This is a genomic window from Hymenobacter segetis (genome assembly GCF_054776495.1).
The window spans coordinates 32,378-56,172 of sequence record NZ_BAAHBV010000004.1; the positions used below are offsets into that span (position 1 = coordinate 32,378).

20 protein-coding genes are annotated in these 23,795 nt (G+C 62.7%); 9 read left to right on the forward strand and 11 right to left on the reverse strand.

Going from position 1 to position 23,795, the window contains the following annotated elements:
* Nucleotides 1-84: 84 nt before the first annotated feature.
* The 8 genes from ACYU70_RS21035 to ACYU70_RS21070 all read right to left on the reverse strand — a co-directional run bounded on the left by ACYU70_RS21035 (nucleotide 85) and on the right by ACYU70_RS21070 (nucleotide 8,356).
* Nucleotides 85-360, reverse strand: coding sequence for an ArsR/SmtB family transcription factor (locus ACYU70_RS21035; RefSeq protein ID WP_243514952.1), 276 nt, complete (start codon nucleotides 358-360; stop codon nucleotides 85-87).
* Nucleotides 361-441: 81 nt separating this feature from the next.
* A complete protein-coding gene (locus tag ACYU70_RS21040) occupies nucleotides 442-1,872 on the reverse strand; it encodes a TolC family protein (RefSeq protein ID WP_342298938.1) in 1,431 nt (476 codons plus the stop codon).
* A gap of 5 nt (nucleotides 1,873-1,877) precedes the next feature.
* On the reverse strand, nucleotides 1,878-5,063 hold the full coding sequence (locus ACYU70_RS21045; RefSeq protein ID WP_342298936.1) for an efflux RND transporter permease subunit: 3,186 nt from the start codon (nucleotides 5,061-5,063) through the stop codon (nucleotides 1,878-1,880).
* Between the two features lie 15 nt (nucleotides 5,064-5,078).
* A complete protein-coding gene (locus ACYU70_RS21050; protein ID WP_342298935.1) occupies nucleotides 5,079-6,239 on the reverse strand; it encodes an efflux RND transporter periplasmic adaptor subunit in 1,161 nt (386 codons plus the stop codon).
* 260 nt (nucleotides 6,240-6,499) lie between these two features.
* On the reverse strand, nucleotides 6,500-6,787 hold the full coding sequence (locus ACYU70_RS21055) for an ArsR/SmtB family transcription factor (RefSeq protein WP_342298933.1): 288 nt from the start codon (nucleotides 6,785-6,787) through the stop codon (nucleotides 6,500-6,502).
* Between the two features lie 358 nt (nucleotides 6,788-7,145).
* Entirely contained in the window at nucleotides 7,146-8,042 is an 897-nt protein-coding gene (locus ACYU70_RS21060; RefSeq protein WP_342298931.1) for an IS3 family transposase, read from the reverse strand.
* Nucleotides 8,039-8,173 carry a hypothetical protein gene (locus tag ACYU70_RS21065; protein WP_342298929.1) on the reverse strand — a complete coding sequence of 45 codons (135 nt, stop codon included), beginning with the start codon at nucleotides 8,171-8,173 and terminating at the stop codon, nucleotides 8,039-8,041. The genes ACYU70_RS21060 and ACYU70_RS21065 overlap by 4 nt, the downstream gene beginning before the upstream one ends.
* Before the next feature lie 45 nt (nucleotides 8,174-8,218).
* Nucleotides 8,219-8,356: a hypothetical protein gene (locus ACYU70_RS21070; protein WP_342298927.1), complete on the reverse strand. Its 138-nt coding sequence runs from the start codon at nucleotides 8,354-8,356 to the stop codon at nucleotides 8,219-8,221.
* A 252-nt stretch (nucleotides 8,357-8,608) separates the two neighbouring features.
* Here ACYU70_RS21070 and ACYU70_RS21075 point away from each other — a divergent pair, with 252 nt between their 5' ends.
* Nucleotides 8,609-9,196, forward strand: a complete 588-nt coding sequence (locus ACYU70_RS21075; protein WP_342298926.1) for a DUF1345 domain-containing protein — start codon at nucleotides 8,609-8,611, stop codon at nucleotides 9,194-9,196.
* 197 nt (nucleotides 9,197-9,393) lie between these two features.
* Nucleotides 9,394-9,876, forward strand: a complete 483-nt coding sequence (locus tag ACYU70_RS21080) for a hypothetical protein (protein WP_460616115.1) — start codon at nucleotides 9,394-9,396, stop codon at nucleotides 9,874-9,876.
* A gap of 436 nt (nucleotides 9,877-10,312) precedes the next feature.
* Here ACYU70_RS21080 and ACYU70_RS21085 read toward each other — a convergent pair whose 3' ends face one another.
* Nucleotides 10,313-11,020, reverse strand: coding sequence for a S1C family serine protease (locus ACYU70_RS21085; RefSeq protein ID WP_342298921.1), 708 nt, complete (start codon nucleotides 11,018-11,020; stop codon nucleotides 10,313-10,315).
* A 275-nt stretch (nucleotides 11,021-11,295) separates the two neighbouring features.
* Here ACYU70_RS21085 and ACYU70_RS21090 point away from each other — a divergent pair, with 275 nt between their 5' ends.
* From ACYU70_RS21090 to ACYU70_RS21120, 7 genes are all read left to right on the forward strand, one after another.
* A complete protein-coding gene (locus ACYU70_RS21090) occupies nucleotides 11,296-11,865 on the forward strand; it encodes an RNA polymerase sigma-70 factor (protein ID WP_342298919.1) in 570 nt (189 codons plus the stop codon).
* 117 nt (nucleotides 11,866-11,982) lie between these two features.
* On the forward strand, nucleotides 11,983-12,984 hold the full coding sequence (locus tag ACYU70_RS21095; RefSeq protein ID WP_342298917.1) for a FecR family protein: 1,002 nt from the start codon (nucleotides 11,983-11,985) through the stop codon (nucleotides 12,982-12,984).
* A 130-nt stretch (nucleotides 12,985-13,114) separates the two neighbouring features.
* Nucleotides 13,115-16,579 carry a SusC/RagA family TonB-linked outer membrane protein gene (locus tag ACYU70_RS21100; protein ID WP_342298915.1) on the forward strand — a complete coding sequence of 1,155 codons (3,465 nt, stop codon included), beginning with the start codon at nucleotides 13,115-13,117 and terminating at the stop codon, nucleotides 16,577-16,579.
* 18 nt (nucleotides 16,580-16,597) lie between these two features.
* A complete protein-coding gene (locus ACYU70_RS21105) occupies nucleotides 16,598-18,067 on the forward strand; it encodes a SusD/RagB family nutrient-binding outer membrane lipoprotein (RefSeq protein WP_342298914.1) in 1,470 nt (489 codons plus the stop codon).
* Between the two features lie 93 nt (nucleotides 18,068-18,160).
* Nucleotides 18,161-19,441 carry a DUF5689 domain-containing protein gene (locus ACYU70_RS21110; protein WP_342298913.1) on the forward strand — a complete coding sequence of 427 codons (1,281 nt, stop codon included), beginning with the start codon at nucleotides 18,161-18,163 and terminating at the stop codon, nucleotides 19,439-19,441.
* Nucleotides 19,442-19,512: 71 nt separating this feature from the next.
* Complete coding sequence (locus ACYU70_RS21115) at nucleotides 19,513-21,012, forward strand: calcineurin-like phosphoesterase family protein (protein WP_342298910.1); 1,500 nt, start codon at nucleotides 19,513-19,515, stop codon at nucleotides 21,010-21,012.
* Nucleotides 21,013-21,014: 2 nt separating this feature from the next.
* Entirely contained in the window at nucleotides 21,015-21,899 is an 885-nt protein-coding gene (locus tag ACYU70_RS21120) for a glycerophosphodiester phosphodiesterase family protein (RefSeq protein ID WP_342298908.1), read from the forward strand.
* 369 nt (nucleotides 21,900-22,268) lie between these two features.
* On the opposite strand, the gene ACYU70_RS21125 is transcribed toward ACYU70_RS21120, so the two are convergent.
* Complete coding sequence (locus ACYU70_RS21125) at nucleotides 22,269-22,820, reverse strand: hypothetical protein (RefSeq protein WP_342298906.1); 552 nt, start codon at nucleotides 22,818-22,820, stop codon at nucleotides 22,269-22,271.
* 250 nt (nucleotides 22,821-23,070) lie between these two features.
* A complete protein-coding gene (gene phoU / locus ACYU70_RS21130) occupies nucleotides 23,071-23,757 on the reverse strand; it encodes a phosphate signaling complex protein PhoU (RefSeq protein ID WP_342298904.1) in 687 nt (228 codons plus the stop codon).
* Nucleotides 23,758-23,795: the final 38 nt, after the last annotated feature.

Sequence of the window (23,795 nt, forward strand, 5' to 3'; positions counted from 1 at the left end):
GAATAGTTTATCGTTTCCCCGACGAGGGCTTGCTTCGACCCGTCTTGGAAACGCATGGTTAAGCAGTGACTTGCTGCAAGAGAGCTAACTCATCTTCAGCAACTGCAGAAAGCTTTCCAGCTCCTGCAGCTTTTCCGTGTTGATGGTCAAGTACATGTTGCGGCCTTCCTTACACGAATTCACCAGCCCTGCATCTACCAGGGCCTTCACGTGCTGCGACATGGAGGGCTGGCTGATGGGCACAAACTCATACAGATTGGCGCATCCCAGCCGCTGCGCCCGCGCAATCTCCTGCAGCATGCGCAGGCGGGTGGGGTCGCTCAGCGACTTGGCTAGCTTGACGAGGGACTTGGTATCCATGGGAATGGGGTGGGAATAGGAGGATGTCGCCTGGCATTCGATGGTCGAAGTAGGGAGGGCAAGGAAGCTGGATAAGGCTTATTACTGCCAGCCGCCGCCCACGGCCCGGTACAGCTCCACGTTGGCTTCCAGCTGGCTACGCTTCAAGGAAGCCAACTCCAGCTCGCTTTGCAGGGCGTTGCTTTGGGCCGTAATGACTTCTAGGTAGCTGGCCAGGCCGCTGCGGAAGAGCTGACCGGCGCTGGTGGTGGCCAGGCGCAGGGCCCGCACCCGGTCGGTGGCAATGGTTTGCTGGGTTTGGGTGCGGGTGACTTGCCCGAGGGCGTCGGAAACCTCGCCCACGGCCACCAGCACCTGCTGCCGGAACTGAATAACGGTGCGCTCCCGGTCCAGCTGGGCCAGCTCGTACTCGGTGCGCAGGGCGCGGCGCTGTAGCAGTGGCTGCGTGAGCCCCCCGGTGGCCAGGCCAAACAACGACGCCGGCACACTAAACCAGTTGCTGGCCTGAAAGGCGTTGAGGCCACCCTGGGCCGTAATGGAAAGCGTAGGGTACAGGGCGGCTTTGGTGTAGCCCACCGCGGCGTTGGCCCGGTCGAGGGCCAGTTCGGCGGTACGCACGTCGGGCCGTTGGGCTAGCAGGGCGGCCGGCACGCCGGCCGACGCTACCACCGGCACTTGCAGCGCCAGCAGGTTGCCGTTGCGGCGGATGCCGCCCGGAAGGCGTCCGGCCAGGATGCTCAGGGCGTTTTCCTGCACCGTGATGCCTTGCTCGAACTGCGGGATGAGGCCGGCCGCCAGCAGGCGCTGCGCCTCCACCTGCTGCACGGCCAGGGCCGTGACCTGGCCGGCCGTGAACTGCAGGCGCGTAAAGCGCAAGGTGCTGTCGGTGAGCGCGAAGTTGCGCCGGGCCACGGCCAGCTGGGTGTCCAGCAGCAAGAGGTTGTAGTATCCCTGGGCTACCTGGGCCACCACCTGGGTTTGCACGGCCTTGCGGGCTTCCTGGCTTTGCAGATAGGCGGCCCGGGCCTCGGCCGTGCGGTTGCGGATTTTGCCCCAGATGTCGGCTTCCCAGCTCACGGCCGCCGCCAGGTTGTAGTCTTCGATGTGCTTGGTGCCCAGAAACTGGCTGAGGGAAATGCCGTTCAGGCTGTTGCCCGAGGGGCGGTTGGTGGTCACGCCCGCCTGCAAGCTCACGGCCGGCACGTTACCCCAGCGCGCCTGCTTGAGGGTGGCCTCGGCCGAGGCGATGTTGCGCAGCGCCAGCTGCAGGTCGTTGTTGCGCACGGTAGCGCTGTCGAGCAGCTGCTGCAAGGCCGGCTCAGTGAAGAAACTGCGCCACGGCAGGCCCGCGATGGAGGCCGTATCGGCGGTGAGGGCCGTGCGGTAGGTGGCGGGCAGCGGCAGCGTGGGCAGCGGAATGTTCTTGGCCACGTTGCACGAGGCGGCGATAACCAGCAGGGTGGCTAGTCCCAGCGCCAGCAGGCGCCGGGGGGTATTCTTAAGAGTAGTCATGGATGTTAGCTAACTGTGGCGTGGGCCGGCACCCGGGCCGGCTTGGCCGGGACGGGCTGGGGCGGGCCACTGAGGCGCTCGTTCAAGCGTTGAAAAATCACGAACAGCAGCGGGATGAGGAACAAGCCCAGCACCACGCCCGAGAGCATGCCGCCCGCCGCCGCGATGCTGATGGAATGGTTGCCCAGGGCCGAGGGGCCCTGCGCCCCCATCATGGGCAGCATGCCGGCCACGAAGGCCAGCGAAGTCATCAGGATGGGGCGCAGGCGCGAGGCCGAGGCGTTGAGCGCGGCCCGCACCAGCGGCTCGCCCGCGTGGCGGCGCTGCAAGGCAAACTCCACGATGAGGATGGCGTTTTTGGCCAGCAGGCCGATGAGCATAATCAGGGCCACCTGCACGTAGATGTTATTGGTGATGCCAGCAAAGCCGATGGCCGCGAACACCCCGACCATGCCCGCCGGCAGCGACAGCAGCACCGCGAAGGGCAGAATGTAGCTCTCGTACTGGGCCGCCAGCAGAAAATACACAAACACCAGGCACATCAGGAACACGACGGTCGACTGGCTGCCCGACGAGATTTCCTCGCGCGTGAGGCCCGAATACTCGTATGTGTAGCCCGAGGGCAGGTGCTTCTCCGCCACCGCCTCCACGGCCTTGATGGCGTCACCGGAGCTGTAGCCCGGCTTGGGCGTCGCGTTGATAGTGAGCGAGTTGAAGAGGTTGAAGCGCGAGGCCGTCTCCGGCCCGAACACCCGCTTGAGGCGCACCAGCGTGCGCAGGGGCACCATCTCGCCCCGGTCGTTTTTCACGAAGGCCCCGTTCAGGGCCGTGGGGTCGGCGCGGTTGGCCTGGTCGGCCTGCACAATGACGCGGTAGTACTTGCCAAAGCGGTTGAAATCGGAGGCCTGGGCGCTGCCGAAGTAGGCCTGCATGGTTTGCAGCACCGCTTTTACGCTCACGCCCAGCTGGGCGGCTTTCACCTCGTCTACTTCGGCTTCCAGCTGCGGGTAGTCGGCCCGGAACGAGGTGAAGGCCACCCCAATGGCCGGCTGCTTCATCAGCTCCCCGATAAACGCCTGGCCTACCTCCCCGAGCTTGGGCAGCGAGCCGCCGGTGCGGTCCTGCAGCACCACTTCCAGCCCCTCCACGTTGCCGAAGCCCGGCACCGTGGGCGTGGTAAACACGAAGGTGTCGGCCCCTTTTATGGCCGCCGCCTTCTCGCGCATCGTCGCCATGATGGCGTTGATGTCCTGCACCGCCCCCCTCTCCTTGGTGGGCTTCAGGATGACGAATAGGGTGAGGGCCGAGGAGCTGCTGGAGGAAGTCAGAATGTTAAAGCCGCTGAGTAGGTTGATTTTGTCAACGGCTGGCATGGCTTGCAACTGCTGCTCAATCTCCTGGGCAATGTGGTTGGAGCGGTCCAGCGACGAGCCGGCCGGCAGCGCCATCGAAATGGCAATAAAGCCCTGGTCTTCGGACGGGATGAAGCCCGTGGGCGTACGCTTGGCCAGCCAGCCGGTGAGCGCCACCACCAGTACTAGGCTGCTCAACCCCACCCATTTGTGACGCACCAAAAACCGGATGCTGCCCACGTAGCGGGCAGTTAGCCGCTCAAAGCTGCGGTTGAAGCCCGCAAAGAAGCGCGTCTTGAACGTGCTGGGCGCAGGGTGCTCGGCGTCGTGCTCGTGCGGGGTATGCTTGAGAAAGAGCGCCGCCAGCGCCGGGCTCAGGGTCAGCGCGTTCACGGCCGAGATGACGATGGCAATGGCCATGGTAAAGGCAAACTGCCGGTAGAATACGCCGGTCGAGCCTTCCAGAAAGCCCACCGGCAGAAACACGGCGGCCATGACCAAGGTAATCGAAATAATGGCCCCCGTAATCTCGCTCATGGCGCTGGTGGTGGCTTCTTTGACCGAGTGGGTGCCTTCTTCCAGCTTGCTATGCACGGCCTCGACGACCACAATGGCGTCGTCGACCACAATGCCAATGGCCAGCACCAAGGCAAAGAGCGTGAGTAAGTTGATGGTGAAACCCATCAGCTGCATGAAGAAGAACGTGCCCACGATGGCCACCGGCACGGCAATGGCCGGAATCAGCGTGGAGCGGAAGTCTTGCAGGAAGATGAACACCACCAGAAACACCAGAATAAACGCCTCGACCAGCGTGTGTTCGACCTGCTCGATGGACAAGTCCAGCGCCACTTTGGTGCTGTACATCGTTTGCTGCTTCACGCCGGCGGGCAGGTTCTTTTCCAGCTTCTTCATCACCTTGCCCACGGCAATCTGCAGCTCGTTGGCGTTGGAGCCGGCCGCCTGAAACACGCCGATGTTAATGCCCGGCTTGCCCGAAATGCGCACGTTGCTGTTGTAGGAGGCCGAGCCCAACTCGACCCGCGCCACGTCCTTGAGGCGCAGCATCGAGCCGTCGGCGTTGGCCCGGATAATCATGTTTTCGTAGTCCAGGGGCTGGCTGCGCTTGCCTTTGTACTTGATGACGTACTCAAAGGCTTCCTGGCTGCTTTCGCCCAGGCGGCCGGGGGCGGCCTCCAGGTTCTTGTCCTGAATGGCGGCCATCACCTCGCCCGGGGTGAGGTTATAGCTGGCCAGCTGGGCCGGCTTCAGCCAGATGCGCATGGAGTAGGCGCGGTTGCCCCCAAACAGCACCGTCGACCCCACGCCCGAAATGCGCTTGAGCTCGGGCACCAGGTTGATTTGGGCGTAGTTGTCCAGAAACGTCTGGTCGTATTGCTTCGGGTCTTCTGAGTATAGGTTCAGCAGCATCACGAAGCTGTTCTGCTGCTTGGCCACGGTCACGCCCTGCTGCACCACCTCGGCCGGCAACTGGCTGGTGGCCTGGGCCACGCGGTTTTGCACGTTCACGGCCGCCTGGTCGGGGTCGGTGCCCAGCTGGAAGTTGACGCTAATCACCAGCGAGCCGTCGTTGCTGGCCGTCGAGCTCATGTACACCATGTGCTCCACGCCGTTGATGGCTTCTTCCAGCGAGGGCGCCACTGAGCGCAGCAGCGTTTCGGCGTTGGCGCCGGGGTAGAGCGCCGTGACTTGCACGGCCGGGGGCGCAATGTCGGGAAACTGCTGAATGGGCAGTTTCCACAAAGCCAGCGCCCCCACTATCACCAGCAAAATGGAGATGACGGTTGAGAGGACGGGCCGCTCAATAAATACCTTAAACATGAGACGAGTAGCTTATTACAACGTAGAGGAAGCCGCGGCCTTGCCCGTGGTGAGGCTGACGCTGGCCGGAGCCGGCGCGGTGGGCTGAATAATCTGGCCTTCCTGCAAGTGGTCCACGCCTTGCAGCACAATCCGGTCGCCGTTTTTCACGCCCTCGCTTACCAAGTAATTCGCGCCATTCTTGCCCTGAATGGTGATGGCCCGGCGGCGGACGCGGTTGCTGTCGCCCACGGCGTACACGAACACCTTATCCTGCATCTCGATGGTGGCCGCGGCCGGCACCAGCAGCACGTTGGGGTGTGGCAGGGCCAGGCGGATGGTGCCCGTGTTGCCCGAGCGGAGCAGGCCGTCGGCGTTGGGGAAAGTGGCCCGCAACGTGACCGAGCCCGTTGTGCGGTCAAATTGCCCGGCTACCACATCCACCTTGCCCCGCGTAGGATAGGTGCTTTGGTCGGAAAGCACCAACGCCACGGGGGGTAGATGCCGGAGCTTTTCTTGCAGGGTGCGGCCCGCGTACTGGTTGCGGAAGGTGATGAAGTCGTCCTCGCCCAGCGCGAAGTAGGTGTGCACCTCGTGCACGTCGGAGAGCTGTGTCAGGGCCTGGGCATCGGTGGGACCGACCAGGCTGCCCTGCTTGGTTTGCAGCCGCCCCAAAAATCCGCTCACCGGCGCCGTAATGGTGGTGTAGCCCAAGTTGATTCGGGCGCTGTTGACGGCTGCCTTGGCACGCTGCAGGTTGGCCTGGGCCACGGTGAGGGCTGCCTGGGCCGTTTTAAGCTGCACCTCCGACACGACCTTGTTTTGCACCAGCGGCGCGTACCGGTCCACTTCGACCTGGGCGCTGGTAACGGCCCCAGCCGCCGCCTGCTGGGCGGCCACGGCATTGTTGAGTTGCTCGCGGTAGGGCGCGTCGTTGATTTTAAACAGGGGCTGGCCTTTGCGCACCGCCGCGCCCTCATCCACCAGGATGCGGTCGAGCACCCCCGCTACCTGCGGGCGAATCTCCACGTTGACGACGCCCTCAATAGAAGCCGGGTAATCCTGGTAGGTGATTGCGGTGCCGGTATGCAGGGCTTGTACTGGCAGGGCCGGCGGGGCCAGTGCCTGTTGCGGGGCTTGTTGCTCCGCGCAGCCCGCCAGCAGCACGCTGCCGGCTAAAAGAGAAGATAGTTTCATGGAAAAATGCGGCCCAGAGAAGGGTACTGAGTGAAATGCGAGGTGCGTTGGAAGGGTAGTAATTGGCCTTAATACATTATATAATAAGCATGTGCTTATGTAATAAGGCAAAAAAAGCCTGGACAAATGCATATGCTGGCAGCGAGTACCCTTCTTATTACGTTTCAGCAAAGGTACTACCCATAAATGCATAAGCAATCGATAATGTTTTTAAAGATGTAAAAACCGCTGACGATAACGCCAGCGGTCCACGGGATTTGTTAGGCTTTAACAGTAGCCGGTTTGAGCAGTTGCAGGAAATCTTCCAACTCCTGCAATTTTTTGGCATTGATGGACATGTGCATATTCCGGCCCTCTTTGTGCGACTCAATTAAGCCCGCATCTCCCAAGGCCTTAAGGTGCTGAGACATCGAGGGCTGGCTGATGGGCACATGTTGAAACAAGTCGGCACACACGGCGATATCCCCTTTTGCAATTTCCTGCAACAGGCGAAGACGGGTGGGGTCGCTTAGCGACTTAGCTAATTTGACGAGGGACTTGGTATCCATAGGAGACAAAGGTACGCAATGTTTTTAACTCATGCGCATGGATTAATGTTTTGTAATTGCTAGCTAAACAACTCTTGAACCATCCAATAACCGGTGGCGAGAAACGACTCAGAGAACATACGTTTCTGGCCGTGTGAACATTCGTTTAAAGCCTCCAAAAAACGAGCGTTTTTTGGAGAACTGGGGGAGTTTACGAAACTCATCTCCTCAGCACGTTTCGTAAACGTTGAATCGTAGACGGGTTTCTTAAACTCTCCCGGGCACTGCAGCAGCTGGTGGGCACCTGGCTTCGGGCCGCTGCGAGTAGTTTAGCAAAGGGAGCGTTTTCGCAGTAGAGCCTGGTACTGAGGTGGTCTAGCTAGGCCGGACAGAGTTGGGACGTTGTTTGAAGTTGGGTTTCGAAGTGGTTGGGCGAGCGGTAGCCGAGGGCGGAATGGCGGCGCTCGGCGTTGTAATAGGCGATGTGGTGGCTGATTTCAGGCTTGGCTTCGGCCAGGCCGGGGAAGCTGCCACCGTCCAGCAGCTCGGCTTTGAAGCGGCTCCAAAAGAATTCGGCATGGGCATTATCGTAGCAGTTGCCGCGCCGGCTCATGCTCTGCTGCGCGCCGTAGCGGGCAAGCAGTTGCTTGAAGCGGGTGGCCGTGTACTGACTGCCCTGGTCGGAGTGCACGACGAGTCCAGCTGGCGGGCGGCGCACCACGAGGGCCCGGCGCAAGGCCTCGCTGACCAGGTCTTCGGGCATGGTGTCGCGCACGTTCCAGCCCACGATTTTACGCGAGCAGCGGTCGAGCCAGACGGCCAGGTACAGCCAGCCGCCGCCCTGGCGGGGCAGGTAGGTGATGTCGCCCTGCCGGGTACGACCCACCCACACCCGGTTGGGGGCCGTGGGGGCCGGCTGGCCCGGCAAGCGGTTGGGCGCGGCGCGCACGGCCGGGTCGGAATTGGTGGTGCGCGGCACGAACGAGCGCGGCTGCTGCGCGCGCAAGCCATGGGCTTTGAGTACGCGGCGGATGCGCCAGCGCCCCACGGCGTGGCCCTGGGCCTGCACTTCGGCCCGCAGCCGGCGCGTGCCGTAGCGCTGGCTGTGGTCGGCAAACGCTTCGCGCACGGCGACTTGCCAGGCCGGCTCGGTAACGGGCCGGCCCTGCTGCCGATGCCAGGCGTAGAAGCCGCTAGGGGCCACGCGCAGCACCTGGCAGAGCTGGCGCACGGGCACTTGGGCCCGCTGCCGGGCAATGTGCTGGTACACGCTCACGGGGTCGGCTGGGCAAAGATGGCCAAGGCTTTTTTTAAAATATCGAGCTCCTGCGCCAGCCGCTTGTTGGCGGCACGCAGGGCGCGTACTTCCGGGTCGCGGGCCACTTCCTCGCTGCCCACCTCGGCCACGACTTGCGCCTGTTGCCAGCGGTAGAGCAGTTTGGGGCTGATGCCCTACCGGGTACGACCCAGCTGCCGCGCCGCGGCCAGCGTGCTGCGACTCTCGCTGGCCAGGCGCAGCGCTTCAGCCTTAAAAGCCTCGTCGTATTTACGTCGTTTGTCGGGCGGTGCCCCGTTGGTTTTGGTTGCCATAACAGAAGAAATATACGTCCTTCTTCTGTCCGCCATGCCTAGACCACCTCTCTTTCTGCTTCGATGGGGATGTACTGTTTGATTTTCGGTTGGTAATTGACATACATGAACTGGCCTCTGGTCACGCCGGTGATGCTCAGCACCAAGCTGGTCTGCCCATTTAACTTTTGTACCAAACTTTTAACCAAGGCCATTTTTCAGGCTCTGCGGCATGTGGTCCGGCTACCTGCGCATAGGCGCTTTGCGGCGGCAGTGGTCCTGGGATTGGCGGGCTACGCGGTGGCCCCGGCCGAGTTGACCAGCGAGGGGCGGGCCGTGGTAGCTTGGGACGCTTTCGCAAGCGGCTGGCTGCTGCTGCTCTGGCCCATCATGCTCACGGCCGATGCCGGGCTGACGCGAGTCGCCGGGGGCCATGGTGTCGTTTGGCTTCGTGCTGCTGGCCCTGTCCAGCAGCCTGGCGGCGGTGGTGCTACTGCTGAGCACCGGCATGATGCCCACGCTGCCGGCCGCCACGCGGGGACTGCACGTGGCCCTGGCCGTGGGCGGCGTGGCGGCGGCCTGGCTGCTGTTGCACCGGTGTTTGCGCTGCGCTACGCGCATCTGTACTACGACAAGCCCCCCGCGCCCGGCGGCCTCACCATTCCCGACGGCTCACCGCCCCCGCGCTATCTGGATTTTGCCTACTTCGCCTTTGTGATTGGGATGACGGCCCAAACGGCCGACGTGAGCATCTATGACCCGACCATAAGGGCTACCGTGCTCGTGCACGGCCTACTGGTGTTTGCGTTTAACACGGCAGTAGTAGCCCTCAGCATCAGCGGGTTGATGGGCGTCCTGTAATGGGCCAGCGGTAATAGAGCTGCGGTTGCCAAGGCCAGGGAAATGTGCTTGTTGTGAAGCGGGGGCCTGACCGCGCCGCGCAAGCCCTGCCCTTCCATCCGCGAGCCCGGTGCCCCGTAAGGTTTGCCCGTTGCCGGCGTCTGCCTACCCGTTCCCCACCGCTTCCCCGGCGAGGGTTTCCCGTTTTTGGTAGTGTTATGAGTATCCTGCGTTTTTCATCCCCCCTCCGGGCCGCTCTCGTGGTGGCTATTACCTTATCATCCTGGCTGGAAGCCCCAGCAGTCGCGGCCGCACCGTGTTGCGCGGCGCACGAGCCCGACGCACCGGGTGCAGTTGCCGAGCCGGGCCGCCGGGCCGCCCCGTGGTCGTTTATGGCCCCGGCGGCCCACCTGACCCACCTTGCTCGCGCGGGGCGGGCTGACGGCAGCAGCAAGCAGTTCGATTACCGGGTGCAGCAACACGTCTGGCTGACGGGAGGGGTGCACATGCTGCCCACGGGCATCCCCTTCAGTGCCGAAACCAGCAATGCCGACCGCACGGCGTATTCGCAGGCCGGCTTGGGCCTGGGCTACACGATTTCGCCCGCCGTGCGGGCCATTTCTTGCTGGAGCACCGGTTTGGGCCGCTTTAGCGCGACGCCCGGCCGCCAATTTACCGTGGGCGTAAGCCTTTATTACTGATGGTGGTGGGGTCGGCCTTGGTGAGCACCGACCCACTATTGCCGTAACATTCAGGCTGGCCCATGGCTCGGACGCCATCCCCATCCGGGGCAGGTGCCAGTCGTCATGGGCGGCAGCTCGTTTGCCAGCCTCTTAACCAACCAGCCTCTTAACCAAGGTTCTGCGCATCTCCTACGGCCTGCGATTCGCAAAGCCCGTGCGTAGTATAGTAGTATATTGGTAAAAAGGCTCCAGCATCCAGAGAGACGCTGGCTGGTGGAATGCACCCTGGCCTGGCTCAGCGCCAATCGTCGCTTTTTGAAAGAATATGACCGCCTGCGGACCTTAGCCAATGCCTGGATGATGTGGGCCACCCTTCGCTGAATCCTTAACTCCTGCTCACGCCAACAGCTTCGAGAGCAATCTCGCTCCTGAGAGTTGACCGGGTAATCCGCAATCAGGCAGCGGCTAACACCCGCGCGGGCCGGGCCCCACTCGCTATCGGGGTAATCCGCAGTTCCAGCTTGTGCTGGCTCCGCAACACCGTCAGGTACTGAAAAGCCCCGATTTTCTCCTGGGTCAAGAGTCGGAACAGGTCGTCACTACTAGCTACGGGCTGGTCGGCGAAGGCCACCAGAAAATCCCCTTCGCGCAGACCCGTCGCCTCAGCCGGCGTGCCAGGCTCTATGCCCACCACAAACAGCGCTTGTTGCTGCGTCAGGCCATAAAAGTTCCGCACCCGTGGGTGTAATTCCACTTGCTGGGTGCTCAGGCTCAGGTAGCCTCGCCGCACCCGGCCCTCACTCAATAGGGCCGGGAAAATGGCCGTGGCCGTGTTGATGCCGATGGCAAAGCACAGTCCCTGGGCCCCGCGAATGGTAGCCGTGTTCACGCCCATCACCTGGCCCTCGGCGTCGATGAGCGGGCCGCCGCTGTTGCCCGGGTTCAGGGCCGCGTCGGTTTGCACGATGTGGTCGATGAGCCGGCCGGTTTCGGTACGCAGCGTGCGGCCCAGGGCGCTCACGACGCCACTCGTGACGGTGTGCTGGAAGCCATAGGGGTTCCCGATGGCAATGACTAATTGGCCGATTTGCAGCTCGGACGAGTTGCCCAGCCGGGGGGCCGGGTAGCCGGCGGCGTCGCTGTGGAGCAGGTCCCCACACACTGGCCGTGCCCGCGCTGAAAGCCGGTCTGTACACCATTCGGTTCGCGCACGAGGGCCGGGCGGCGTATCGCAAGCTGGTGGTGGAGTAGCCAACACCGCGGCCGCTCGGGGCTGTTCGCCCAAGAAAAGGCGAACTCACAATAGAAAAAGGCCCGACTCACCGTCGGGCCTTTTTCTGTCTTTCGCAGGAATCTAATGGATTAGATGCGCTTAATCATAAGCTAACACAGCAGTAATCCTGGCCTTTTACCCGGCGGCTAGCTTTGTCGGCTGGGATGACTTTCGCACTAAACGCCACTGATAAGCAGTACCTCGATGCCTTGGCCGGGAGCAGCGAGCCGGCGTTCGACGCGATGTTTACCCGCTACTACGCCGGGCTGCTGCGCTACGCGAAATCCCTGCTGCCCTACCCCACCGATGCGGCCGAGGACGTAGTGGCCGACCTGTTTGTGGCCGTCTGGACCCAGCGGGCGCAGTTGGCCGTGCAGGGCTCGCTGGCCTCCTACCTCTACGCGGCGGTGAAGCACCGCAGCTTCGACAAGCTTCGGCAGCAGCGGCGCACCCCCATCGAAGCCGAGCACGACCTGCCCCTCACCCAGCCCGAAGCGGCCTACCTGCAACCCGACCAGCTGCTCGACTACCAGGAACTCAACCAGCACCTGCTCCAGCTGATTGAGCGGCTGCCCGAGCGCACCCGGCAGGTGTTCCAGCTGCACCGCGACGGCGGCCTGACCTACGAGGAGATTGCGACGCTGCTGGCCCTTTCCATCAACTCGGTAAAAACCCACATGTTCCGGGCCCTGCGCTTTCTGAAAAGCGCGCTTTCCGTTTCCGGCGTGCAGTAGCGGTATTACGGCCAGATTACGGGCATTACCCTTTGGTTACGCTTGGTTTTTCGTGTCACGAGGCGGGCGGGCGGAAGCGTCCTGATAGCAGACGGCCGTAATCAGGGCCGATGCCCCTTGGAAGCCGAAGAAATCTACCTGCTCATTACCCGCTACCTGGCCCGGCAAACGTCGTCGGACGAGAACGAGCGGCTCGCCACCTGGGTCGCCCAATCGTCCGACCACGAACGGACCTTCGAACAACTCAAAGCCGTCTGGCAGGCCAGCCCGACGCCCCCCGCCCCGGCGGCCACCGCCGCCGCGCTCCGGCAGGTAAAAGCCCGGCTGGCCCCGCCGGTCCCCGTGGCCCCGCCGGCCATTCGTCGTTGGCGCCTGGCCCGGCGATACCAGACGGCAGCCCTCCTGGTGCTGCTGAGTGTACTTGGCGGCGGGTATTTCTACGCGCGGCCTACGGTGCCTGCCTACCGGCTGAGCCTTACGCCGGCCGGCCGGCAGCAAACCATTCGCCTGCCCGATGGCTCGCTCGTGACCCTGGCTCCGCAGAGTCAGCTGCGGTACCCGGTCCGGTTTAGCGAAACCTCCCGCGAAGTCTATCTGGAAGGCGAGGCTTTCTTTGAAGTCAGCAAGAACCCGCACCGGCCGTTTCGGGTGCACAGCGGCACCTGGGTGACGCAGGTGCTGGGTACCAAGTTCAACGTCAGTGCGGTTCGCGGAGCCAGCCAGACGGCCGTTTCACTGGTCGAAGGCCAGGTGCAGGTCAACGATGATCACGGGCAGTACCTCCTCGCGCCGGGCCAGCAGCTGCTGGGTGACCACGCTACGGGCCGCATCTACCGGCAGGCGTTCAACAAGGCCAGAGTCACGGCCTGGCGCAGCAACAAGCTGGTATTTCAAAACGAGAAGCTGGCCGATGCTGCCAGTCAAATCGAGCGCCTCTACGGCGTGAAGCTGGTGTTTGCCGACCCGGCTACGGCCGAAATCCGCCTCTGGGCCACCTTTAATAATGAGCCGCTGACCGCCGTGCTGGGCGCTCTGCACCAGGCGGGCTCCCTCGATTACCGGCGCGAAGGCAAGGTGATATACCTGCGGCAAGCGGCCGCGAAATCGTCTGGTGAATAAAGCATTTCAAGAGGAAGACAGCGGGTTGGCGCCCACTGCCTTCCGGTAAAAAACCGGCAGTTCGTACCTGCCGGCGAGTTGGAGAGTCCATTAAATCCGAAAAAACTTAACAACCCTCACACACAAATCTATGAAAAAGACGAGGTACCCCGAAACGGGGCGGCGCTGGCGGCGCGCGCTGGTGGGATTGAGCCTTACGGCGCTTAGTCCGGCCCCGCTGCCGGCCCTGTCTGCCGGGCTGGCCCTGGTGCAGAGCCCTGGCGCCACGCCCTGCGCCATCACGGCGCGTCAGCAGCCGCTGGCGGACGTGCTGGCCAGCATCGAGCAGCAAACCGGCTACCGGTTTCTGTACGCGGACCAGGCTAATGTGCTGAGCCGTAAAATCAGCGTGGATGCCCCGCACAGCACCCTGACAGAGATTTTGCAGCTGATTTCAGCCCAGGCCGGCGTGCAGTTCACAGTGCAGAACAAGCGCATTCTGATGAAGAGCGGCAGCGCCGCCGCCCCCAAGCCCGTGAAGGGCCGCGTGGTAGACGCCAAAGGCGAAGGCATGCCCGGCGTTTCGGTGCGCATAAAAGACACTACTACCGGTACCACCACCGACCCCAACGGCTCCTACGAGCTGACCGCGCAGCCCGGCAACGTGCTGATTTTCTCCTTCATCGGTTTTGAAGGCCAGGAGCTGACCGTGGGCGACAAAACGACCTACGACCTGACCCTGCGCGAAGACATCACCAGCCTAGACGAGGTAGTGGTGACCGCACTGGGCATCAGGCGCGAGGAAAAGGCGCTGGGCTACTCCGTGACGCAGGTGAGCAACGAGCAGCTCACCCAGGCCAAATCCAACAACTGGACCGATGCGCTCTCGGGCAAAGTGGCGGGCCTTAACCTGGTGAAATCCGGAGGCGGGCCGGCCGGCTCCAACAAGATTGTGCTGCGCGGCGAAAGCTCGCTGGCCGGGGACAACGATGCCCTGATTGTGGTGGATGGCGTGGTGCTGGGGGGCAGCAACCGCGCCACCGGCAGCGGCAGCACGGCCTATCTGCAAAGCGAGTCGCCGGTGGATTTTGGCACCAGCCTCAACGACATCAACCCCGAGGACATTGAGTCGGTGACGGTACTCAAGGGGCCGGGTGCTACGGCGCTCTACGGCTCGCGCGGCGGCAACGGCGCGGTGATTATCACCACCAAATCGGGCCGGGCACGCCAGAAGGGCATTGGCGTGACGTTTAACTCAAACGCGGCATTTGACCCGATTTCGCGTTGGCCCGACTTCCAGTACGAGTACGGCCAGGGCGCGGTGGGCGAGAACTACTACTCCTACGGGGCCACGGCCGACGGGCCCAGCACCCGCAGCACCAGTTCGGCCTGGGGGCCGAAATTCGACGGGCAGTCCTACTTCCAGTACGACCCCACCACCAACGCGGCCGGTACCGAGCGCACGCCCTGGATGCCCTACAAAAACAACCGTAAGGACTTCTTTGAAACGGGCAAAACCTTCACCAACACCGTGGCCATCGACGGCGGTACCGACCGCACGGCCGTGCGCCTCTCGCTGACCAACCTGCAGAACACCTGGATTATCCCGAACACGGGCTACGACCGCAACACCGTGGCGCTGTCGGCCAGCCAGAAGATTACAGACCGGCTCACAGTGTCGACCAAAGTCAACTACACCAACCGCAACAGCGACAACCTGCCCAGCACCGGTTACAACAACCAGACGATAATGTACTGGACCATGTTCCAGCTGCCCAATGCCGACCTCAACTGGATAAAGGACTACTGGGCCCCCGGGGCCACGGGCATCACGCAGCGCTACCCCTTCAGCAGCCTGGTGGACAACCCATACCTGATTACCCAGCAGATGCTGAACAAGAGCAGCCGCAACTCCCTCACCGGCAACGTGCAGGTGAACTACAAGTTCAGCAAGGACTGGAACCTGATGCTGCGCTCGGCCCTGGACTTTTCCTACGAGGCCCGCTCGCAGCAGCGCCCCTTTGATACCGAGAAGTACAAGGAAGGCATGTACCGCACGCAGAACATCTTTTCGCAGGAGATGAACCACGATTTCCTGCTGCAGTACGCCCACAAGTTTGGCATGTTTGAAACCAGCCTCTCGGGCGGGGGCAGCACCCTGCGCAACCGCTACAACAAGGACGAGCTGCGGGCCGAGCGCCTGCTGTTCCCCGGGGTCTACTACACCTCCAACGTGCGCGGTTCCTTGCTGGCGCTGCCCTACAAGGCCGAGTTCGCGGTGAATAGCTTCTACGGACTGGCCTCCATCGGCTACCATAATTTCCTGTACCTCGACCTGACGGCCCGCCAGGACTGGACCAGCACCCTGGCAACCGCCGGCTCGACGGCCAACACGGGCTTCTTCTACCCGTCGGCCAGCCTGAGCACGGTGCTCTCGCAGGTGCTGCCGCTGCCGGAGTTCGTGTCGTTTGCCAAGCTGCGGGGCTCCTGGTCGCAGGTGGGCAGCGGCACCACCACGCCCTACCAAACCTCCTACACCTACGCCGTGGCCACGGGCTACCCTTCGGGCCTGAGCAACCCCGATGCCATTGCCAATGCCGGCCTCAAGCCGCGCCGCACCGAAAGTGTGGAGCTGGGCGCCGACCTGCGCTTCCTGCGCAACCGCATTGGCCTCGACGTGGCGGTGTACCGCAACAACACCTTCGACCAGATTCTGCGGGTGCCCATCGACCGCGCTTCGGGCTACAACTACGCCGTGCTCAACGCCGGCCTGGTGCGCAATCAGGGCCTGGAAATCCAGGCCAACGCCACGCTGATAACCAGCCCGAAAGGCTTCAACTGGAAAGCCTACGGCACCTTCACTGCCAACCGCAACATGGTGGTGGAGCTGGCCGACAGCGTCGGGACCTACCAGCTTCAGCGCGGCCCCGGCGGCCGGGGCTCGGTGGAAGCCCGGCCCGGCGGCACGATGGGCGCCATCTACGGGCGCGGCTATGAGCGCGCGCCCGATGGCCAGATTATCTACCAGAACGGCTACCCGGTGCTGGGCGACGAAATCAAGTACCTCGGCAATGCATTGCCGCAGTGGAAAGCCAGCGCCGGCACCGAGTTCAGCTACAAGCAGCTGCGCCTGAATATCCTGTTCGACGGGCAATTCGGGGCCAAAGCCTACTCGATGACCAACGCCGTGCTGGCCGAGCAGGGCAAATCCACCCTCACCCTGCCGGGCCGCTACAACGGCATCATCGGCAACGGCGTGATTGCCAACGGCGACGGCACCTTCCGCCCCAACGACGTGGTGGCCGAGAACATCCCGGCCTACTACACGGCCCACTACGGGCGCGACAACGTGGAAGCCAACCTTTTCCGTACCGACTTCATCAAGCTGCGCGAAATGCGCCTTGACTATGCCCTGCCCGCTACGCTGCTCAGCAAGCTGAAGCTCACGCAGGCCTCCATCGGCGTGTACGGCCGCGACCTGTTCATTTTCACCAAGTGGCCCGCCTTCGACCCCGAGTTCGGCACCCTGAACGACGGGACCATCGACCTGGGCTTTGAGCTGGGCCAGTTTCCCAGCACCCGCACCATGGGCATCAACCTAACCGTGGGCATCTAAGCGCCTCAAGCACTCCCCATGAAAAAGAGCAACTTATTCGCCGGGCTATTCCTCGTCGCCACCGGCCTGAGCACCCTTTCGGCCTGCACCAAGGGCTTCGAGGAAATGAACATCAACCCCAACCAGAACCCCAACGTCATCCCCGAAACGCTGCTGGCCCCGGCGCTCACCGACCTGGTGAAGCGCAACATGGACCGGGCCTTCCGCATCACTAATGAGTTGATGCAGGTGCACGTCTCGCGGGTCGACAACGACGAGTTCCACCGCTACGTCATCCGCCCCGCCGAGGCGGACTACATGTGGAACGGCTGGTACACCCAGCTCACCGACTTCCGCGACATGTATGCCAGCGCGGCCACGGTGAAGAGCAGCACCTTCATGGCTATCGCCCGCATCTGCGAGGTCTGGACTTTCTCGCTGCTCACCGACACGTTTGGCGACGTACCGTACTCGGAGGCCATTCAGGGCCGCAGCGGGCAGCTCCAGCCCAAGTTTGACCGGCAGGAGGACATCTACCGGGACCTGTTTGCGAAGCTGGAAGAAGCCAACGAGCTGCTCAAAGCCAATACCAACCTCACCGCCGACCAGGCCCTGCTCGACCCCCTCTACCAGGGCAATGCCCTGAAGTGGCGCAAGTTTGGCAACTCGCTCTACCTGCGCCTGTTGCTGCGCGTCTCGAACCGCACCGAGGCCATTGCCCCGGGCGGGCTGAGCCCGCAGGCCAAGCTGCGCGACCTGGTGAATACGCACGCCAGCGACTATCCGCTCATCGCCAATAACGCCGAGTCGGCCATCGTGCGCTGGACGGGCACGGCCCCGTACCAGTCGCCCTTCCAGACCTGGCGCACGGCCGATTTCAGCTCGTTCAGCTCGATGAGTGAGTTCTTCATCAACAACCTCGTGGAGTGGAACGACCCGCGCCTGGCTAAGTGGGCCACCCTCTCCAACGGCACCTACGAGGGTATCCCGAGTGGCTACCTGCCCACCCAGATTCCGGTGGCCAAGTCCACCTACCCCGCCGCCTTGATGACGGAGCCGCTGCTCGGCAACATCCTCAATTACCCTGAAGTCCAGCTCATCCTGGCCGAAGTGGTGCTGCGCGGCTGGGCCACCGGCGATGCCAAAACCTACTACGAAACCGGCACCACCAACGGCATCACCCTCTGGGGGCTTACCGTGCCCACCGGTTACCTCACCGGCGGCGACGTGAAGTGGGAGCCCGCCAACAGCACCGTGGTCAAGCTCGACCAGATTCACCTCCAGAAATACTACGCGCTGTTTTTCACCGATTTCCAGCAGTGGTTTGAGTACCGCCGCAGCGGCCACCCGGTGTTGCCCCTGGGTCCCGGCCTGAAAAACAACCGCCAGATGCCCGCCCGAATCAACTACCCCCTCTACGTGCAGAGCCTCAATCAGGTGAACTACCAGGCCGCCGTGGCCGACCAGGGCCCGGATGATATCAACACGAAGGTGTGGTGGCAATTGTAGGGGCCGATGTCTGAATCCATACGAATCAACCAGAACGGCCTGCTTCGGCGACAATCATCCGGACGGCCCACCCATTTCACTCCCCAAGCAGCAATGAAACATTCCCTTGTAACCAGCCTCCTGGTGCTGTTTGCGGCCCTGGCCTGCACCAGTTGCCTGGAGGAAAACCCCGACTACGCGGGCGGCCAGCCCAGCCCGAACGTTTCGCTCGAAGACCTGCGCCGGCTGTACACCGGCTCGAACGTGGTGCTGGAAGCGGCCCAGCTTTCGGGGGCGCACCAGGTGGTGGGCCTCGTGATATCGGATGCCGGCGGCGCGAACGTACCCGGTGGCCCCACGACCCTCGTGGTGCAGAACAAGCGGCGCGGCGTGGTGCGCGGCATCATTATTCCGCTGAATGGGAATTCCAATGCGGCCGTGGGCGACTCGGTGGTGGTGGACATTGCCGGGGCCACGCTGACCAAAACGGCCGGCGCCCTGCGACTCGAAGGCGTGACGGCCGACCGCGTGCGCAAAGTGAGCAGCGGCAACGCCGTGACCGCCCGCGACCTCAATATCGAGACCCTGCTCACCAACTTCGATGCCTACGAGGGCACGCTGGTGCGCATCACGGGCGGCAGCATCACGCCGCTGCCCGTTTCGGGCGATACCTACGCCGGCAACAAAACCCTGGCCGATGGTGCGGGCAAACGCCTCACCCTGCACACCGAAACCAGCGCCAGCTTTGCCACCCGCCGCATCCCGGCCAGCGCCACCTTCGTGGGCATCCCGGTGGGTGGGGTCGATGCTGCCCAGGCTGCGGCCCCGCAGCTCTGGCTGCGCACCGCCGCCGATGCCGTGGACCCCAGTGGCCCCATCTACCGCAACTTCCCCGAGAGCTTCGAATTGGTGCCCGCCGCCAGCAAAGGCAGTTACGACATGAACACCGCCGCCGTGCCCGACAATACCGTGACCTTCGGCAGCGGCCCGTGGAAGCTGTACCAGTCCATCCTGGGTAATACTTCGGGGCGCGACCGCTACACCGGCACCCAGGGTATCCGCATGCAGCAGGGCCTGACGGTGCCGGCCATGGTCGAAATGAAGTTCGACCTACCCAACGGCGCCACCAAAGTCACGCTCATTTACGGCGCCTACTACACCGATGCGGCCAGCTCCTGGAAGCTGGAATATTCGCAGAACCAGGGCGCCACCTGGCAGCAAACCGGCGCTACTGTCACCGATGCCGGCAACTGGCAGCACTCCATCACTTTCCTGATGAATATCAGCGGTCCGGTGCGCTTCCGCATCAACAAGCTGGGCCTGGGCGTGAGCGCGCCGCCGGCCGTGCTCAACGGCCGGCTGGGGCTGGATGACATTGCCATTTACGAAAACTAACTGACGCTGAGTAATCAGGAACGTCCTGCCGAACGCGGTTCGGCAGGACGTTCTTCTAACTTCCCCCTCCCATGTTTCGCAGACAATTCCTTCAAAATCTCGGTCTCGTCAGTGCCGGCCTGAGCCTGCCGTTTGCGCCGGCCGCGCTCGCCGCTGAAGAAATCCCGGCCGCGCCCGGCGGCCAGCCGCTGAGCCTCGCGCCGCTCACCATCAGGGGCAAGGTGCACCAGAACGGCACCGGCATCGCGGGCGTGCCCGTGACGGACGGCAACAACATCGTCCTCACCGACAAAGCCGGCAAATACACGCTGGAAAGCAACGCCACGGCCGAGTTCGTACACCTCACTATTCCGCGCGGCTACGCGTTTCCGCACGAGAAGGGCGTGGCGCAGTTCTTTCAGCCCATCAAGCCGGGTACGGATAAGATGACGGCCGATTTCGCCCTGCAAAAGCTGGCCGGCGACGACACCAGGCACACGTTCATCGTGTGGGCCGACCCGCAGATGATTAGCAAGAAGGACTGCCACGAGCTGCTTACCAGCTCCGCGCCTGACCTCAAAAAGCTGGCCGCCCAGTACGATGGCAGCACGTTTGCCATTGGCTGCGGGGATTTGGTGTGGGACAAGCACGAGCTGTTTGAGGACTACAAAAAAGCCGTTGAAATCACCGGCCTGCCCTTCTTCCAGGTTATCGGCAACCACGACATGAACCTCACGGCCCGCGCCGACGAGGGCTCGGCCCAGACGTTCAAAAGCCTGTTTGGCCCCACGTATTATTCCTTCAACCGGGGCGAAATTCACTACGTCGTGCTGGATGACGTCTTCTTCATTGGCCCGCCCAAAAAGTATATCGGTTACCTCACCGAGAAGCAGCTGCAGTGGCTGGAGCAGGATTTAAGCCACGTTAAACCCGGCACGACGGTGGTGGTGGCCCTCCACATTCCGGTGGACAGCGGCGACCAGCGCCGCAACAAGCTCAAAGAGGAATCCCTGGGCGGGGTGGTCTCGAACCGGGCCGAGTTGTACCGCCTGCTCAAGCCTTACGCGGTGCACATCATGTCGGGCCACACCCACGTGTGCGAGAAGATTTTCAATGAAAACACCATCGAGCATACCCACGGCGCGGTGTGCGGCGCGTGGTGGACCGGCCCCATCTGCACCGACGGCACGCCCAGCGGCTACGGCGTGTACGAGGTGAGCGGCGGCGAGGTGAAGTGGTACTACAAATCCGTCGGCCACGACCGCGAGCACCAGCTCCGCTCCTACCCCAAAGGCAGCGTGGCGGGCCGGCCCGATGACATCGTGGCCAACGTGTGGAACTGGGACCCGCAATGGAAAGTCGTGTGGTTTGAAAACGGGGTGCGCCAGGGCGACATGCAACAGCAAGTCGGCCTCGACCCGCTGGCCGTGCGGCTGCAGTCCGGCGACCAGCTGCCCGCCAAGCACAAATGGGTGGAGCCCACTCTGACCGACCACCTTTTCTTTGCCCGGCCTTCGGCCAACGCGAAGGAAATTCGCATCGAAGCCACCGACCGGTTCGGGCAGGTGTACCACGATACCATCGCCGTCTGATGATGAGAAAACCACTCTTGCTTGCTGCCCTGGCGTTGCCGGGCTTGCTGGGCAACGCTGAGGCACAGCAGCGTCCGCTCGACCTGCAGGGCCACCGCGGCGGCCGCGGGCTGATGCCGGAAAACACCATTCCGGCCATGCGCAAGGCGTTGGATTTGGGCGTGACGACGCTGGAAATGGACATCGCCATCAGCCAGGACAAGCAGGTGCTGCTCTCACACGACCCGTTTATGAACGCCGACTTCGTGTCCCTACCCGACGGTTCCCTCATCACGAAGACAGAAGAAAAAAGCCTGCGGCTGTACGCGCTGCCCTACGCCGAAATCCGGCGCTACGATGTGGGCAGTCACGGCAACCCCAGGTTTCCCCGGCAGCAAAAGCTGCGCACCAATAAGCCGCTGCTGGCCGAGGTGATTGATTCCGCCGAGGCGTACGCGCGGTGGAAGGGCCGCCCCGTGCCGTACTACAATATCGAGACCAAAACCACGCCCGAGGGAGACGGCATCAACCACCCGGCCCCTGCCGAATTCGTGCGGCTGCTGCTGGCCGTCATCAATCAGAAAGGCGTTCAGGACCGGGTGATTATTCAATCCTTTGACCCGCGCACCCTGGAACTTGTCCACCGTACGCAGCCGGCGTTGCGCACGGCGTTGTTGGTCGAGAACCAGGAAGAGTTGACCGTTAATTTGCAGCGCCTTAGTTTCCGGCCGACGATTTACAGCCCCAACTACCAGCTGGTAACGCCCGCACTGGTGCAGGCCTGCCACCAGCAACAGCTGCTGCTGATTCCCTGGACGGTGAATGCGGCCGCTGTTGCCCGGGAGTTGATTGGGCAAGGAGTTGATGGCATCATCACGGATTATCCCGACCTGCTCCTGGCAAAATAAGCGCCCGGCTGGCCCGCGCATGCCGCACCCCGGGCCTGAGCAGCGACCCGCCTTTCAGCACGTAGATGCATTTGTTGGCAGCATAATATCCTGTCCCCACCTATCACCATTCCGCCAGACCGCCCAACCGGCAGGCTTGTCCGTACCCAACACTGTTGCCGAATCGTCAGAAGTAAGCCAAGGCCCTTCTTTGTTGGCTGCCCCGTCTGAAAAGTCGTAAACCGGATAGGTAAGCGCGCAAAAATGCCCTTCCCGCCACATGGCCGGAAGGGCATTTGAATTTTGGGTAAGGCCAAACCTGCCGGTTGGACGGTCTGGCGGAAGGGTGGTTGTTGAGGATTTCGACCTGGCAGGGACAACCTGACCCGGCTACCCGTTGGCGGCTTCGGCAGATGATGCGGCTGCCTTGGACGTGGTGCGCTTCGGGGTGGCGGCCGGGCGACGCGCCGTGACTGGCGCACTGGCGCGAGCGGCCGGCTTGCGGGCCGCTTTGGCTACGGGCTCACTGGCTACGACGGGCTGGGCGGATTTGGCGGCCTGCTTCGCGTTGAGCTTGGCCTGCTTGGCGCTGTGTTTGGCTTGTTTGTGGCGCTGTTTAACCAACTGTGCGGCCAGGCGCTTGACGGCCTTGGTAACGTTTTTCGGAGCTTTTGCGGTTGGCTCTCCGGCTGCTTCAAAGTAGGGTTGCAAGGCGGTGGCCAGTTCGCCGGCCAGGGCTTTACGAGCGCGCTTGGCGGTGAGGGGCATGGGCTGCTGGGCCGTTTTGGCCTGCTTGCTCTGCTGCTTGGTGAGCTGTTTGGCTAGCTGCCGCAGGGTTTTGGCCACGGCTTTGCTGGGCCCGCTTGCCGGGGTAGCGTCGCCGCCCAAGGGCGCAACGGCCGCGGCTAATTGTTCAACGAGGTGTTTTTTGGGATTACTCATACAAGGAAACAAGGGTGAGGCCCGCGGCTGGGCCAATGAGGGAAGAGGAATGGCGCCGCCGCTCCATGGCGAACCCGACCATAAGCGGCCACGACGCACTGATTATTAGCATGACAGCCGAAGCAGCAAGGTGCGGGGCCGGGGGCAGTATTACCAAATCATGATGCAAAGCACGGCCATAAACCCTTGCAAAAGGTTCTTTTCAATGTTATGTTTTTCCCAGGTCCCACCGGGCAGTCAGGATGCCCGTCTAGCGGTTGCGCTTCTGGCCGGACTGGTGGCGCAGCACCTGGGCATCCACGTAGAAGATGACCTCTTCGGCGATGTTCTTGCCCTCGTCCCCAATGCGGTCGAGCTTGCGCACGATGAGCAGCATCTGCAGGCCCTGATGCACCTGGGTGGGATTATCCCGGATGTAGTCGGCAATCGCCGCGTGGGCTTTCAGGTTGTTGTCGCCCAATAGCTTGCCTTCCAGAAAAATGCGCCGGGCCAGGGAGCTGTCCTCCTGCTCGAAAGCCTGCTGCACCAGCTCCAGCAAGCCGGTGGCCTGCTGGCACATCTCGTTCAGCCGACTGATGGCCAGCAAGTGTGCGTCAAACGGCATTTCGCCGTCGAGCACGGAGTGGAGCACGAATTTGGCAATGGCCTTAGCTGCATCGCCCACCCGCTCCAGGCTAGTGTTAATCTTGAGCACGGCCAGCACGAAGCGCAGGTCAATGGCCACCGGCGTGTGCAGGGCGATGATGTCCTCGCAGTGGCGCTCAATCAGCAGTTCCTTGTTATTGATGTGTTTTTCCTGCTTTACCACCGCCTTGGCCAGGACCGGGTCGAGGGCCTGCAGCGCCTGCTGGGCGTGGCGCAGCTGCCCGAGCACCAGCCCCCACATGGCGTGCACTTCCTTTTTAAGCTTCTGGACTTCAACTTCCAAGTGGGCCATGATGATGGAATAGAATGATGGAAAAATCAGCAGAAAAC

Excerpts from the sequence above, each read along its gene's own strand:
- ACYU70_RS21045 (WP_342298936.1), bottom strand. The coding sequence starts at position 5,063 with ATGTTTAAGGTATTTATTGAGCGGCCCGTCCTCTCAACCGTCATCTCC.
- ACYU70_RS21120 (WP_342298908.1), top strand. The coding sequence starts at position 21,015 with ATGAGAAAACCACTCTTGCTTGCTGCCCTGGCGTTGCCGGGCTTGCTG.
- ACYU70_RS21035 (WP_243514952.1), bottom strand. The coding sequence starts at position 360 with ATGGATACCAAGTCCCTCGTCAAGCTAGCCAAGTCGCTGAGCGACCCC.
- ACYU70_RS21125 (WP_342298906.1), bottom strand. The coding sequence starts at position 22,820 with ATGAGTAATCCCAAAAAACACCTCGTTGAACAATTAGCCGCGGCCGTT.
- ACYU70_RS21040 (WP_342298938.1), bottom strand. The coding sequence starts at position 1,872 with ATGACTACTCTTAAGAATACCCCCCGGCGCCTGCTGGCGCTGGGACTA.
- ACYU70_RS21105 (WP_342298914.1), top strand. The coding sequence starts at position 16,598 with ATGAAAAAGAGCAACTTATTCGCCGGGCTATTCCTCGTCGCCACCGGC.
- ACYU70_RS21080 (WP_460616115.1), top strand. The coding sequence starts at position 9,394 with ATGAGTATCCTGCGTTTTTCATCCCCCCTCCGGGCCGCTCTCGTGGTG.
- ACYU70_RS21100 (WP_342298915.1), top strand. The coding sequence starts at position 13,115 with ATGAAAAAGACGAGGTACCCCGAAACGGGGCGGCGCTGGCGGCGCGCG.
- ACYU70_RS21050 (WP_342298935.1), bottom strand. The coding sequence starts at position 6,239 with ATGAAACTATCTTCTCTTTTAGCCGGCAGCGTGCTGCTGGCGGGCTGC.
- ACYU70_RS21055 (WP_342298933.1), bottom strand. The coding sequence starts at position 6,787 with ATGGATACCAAGTCCCTCGTCAAATTAGCTAAGTCGCTAAGCGACCCC.
- ACYU70_RS21115 (WP_342298910.1), top strand. The coding sequence starts at position 19,513 with ATGTTTCGCAGACAATTCCTTCAAAATCTCGGTCTCGTCAGTGCCGGC.
- ACYU70_RS21110 (WP_342298913.1), top strand. The coding sequence starts at position 18,161 with ATGAAACATTCCCTTGTAACCAGCCTCCTGGTGCTGTTTGCGGCCCTG.
- ACYU70_RS21070 (WP_342298927.1), bottom strand. The coding sequence starts at position 8,356 with ATGGCAACCAAAACCAACGGGGCACCGCCCGACAAACGACGTAAATAC.
- ACYU70_RS21090 (WP_342298919.1), top strand. The coding sequence starts at position 11,296 with ATGACTTTCGCACTAAACGCCACTGATAAGCAGTACCTCGATGCCTTG.
- phoU (WP_342298904.1), bottom strand. The coding sequence starts at position 23,757 with ATGGCCCACTTGGAAGTTGAAGTCCAGAAGCTTAAAAAGGAAGTGCAC.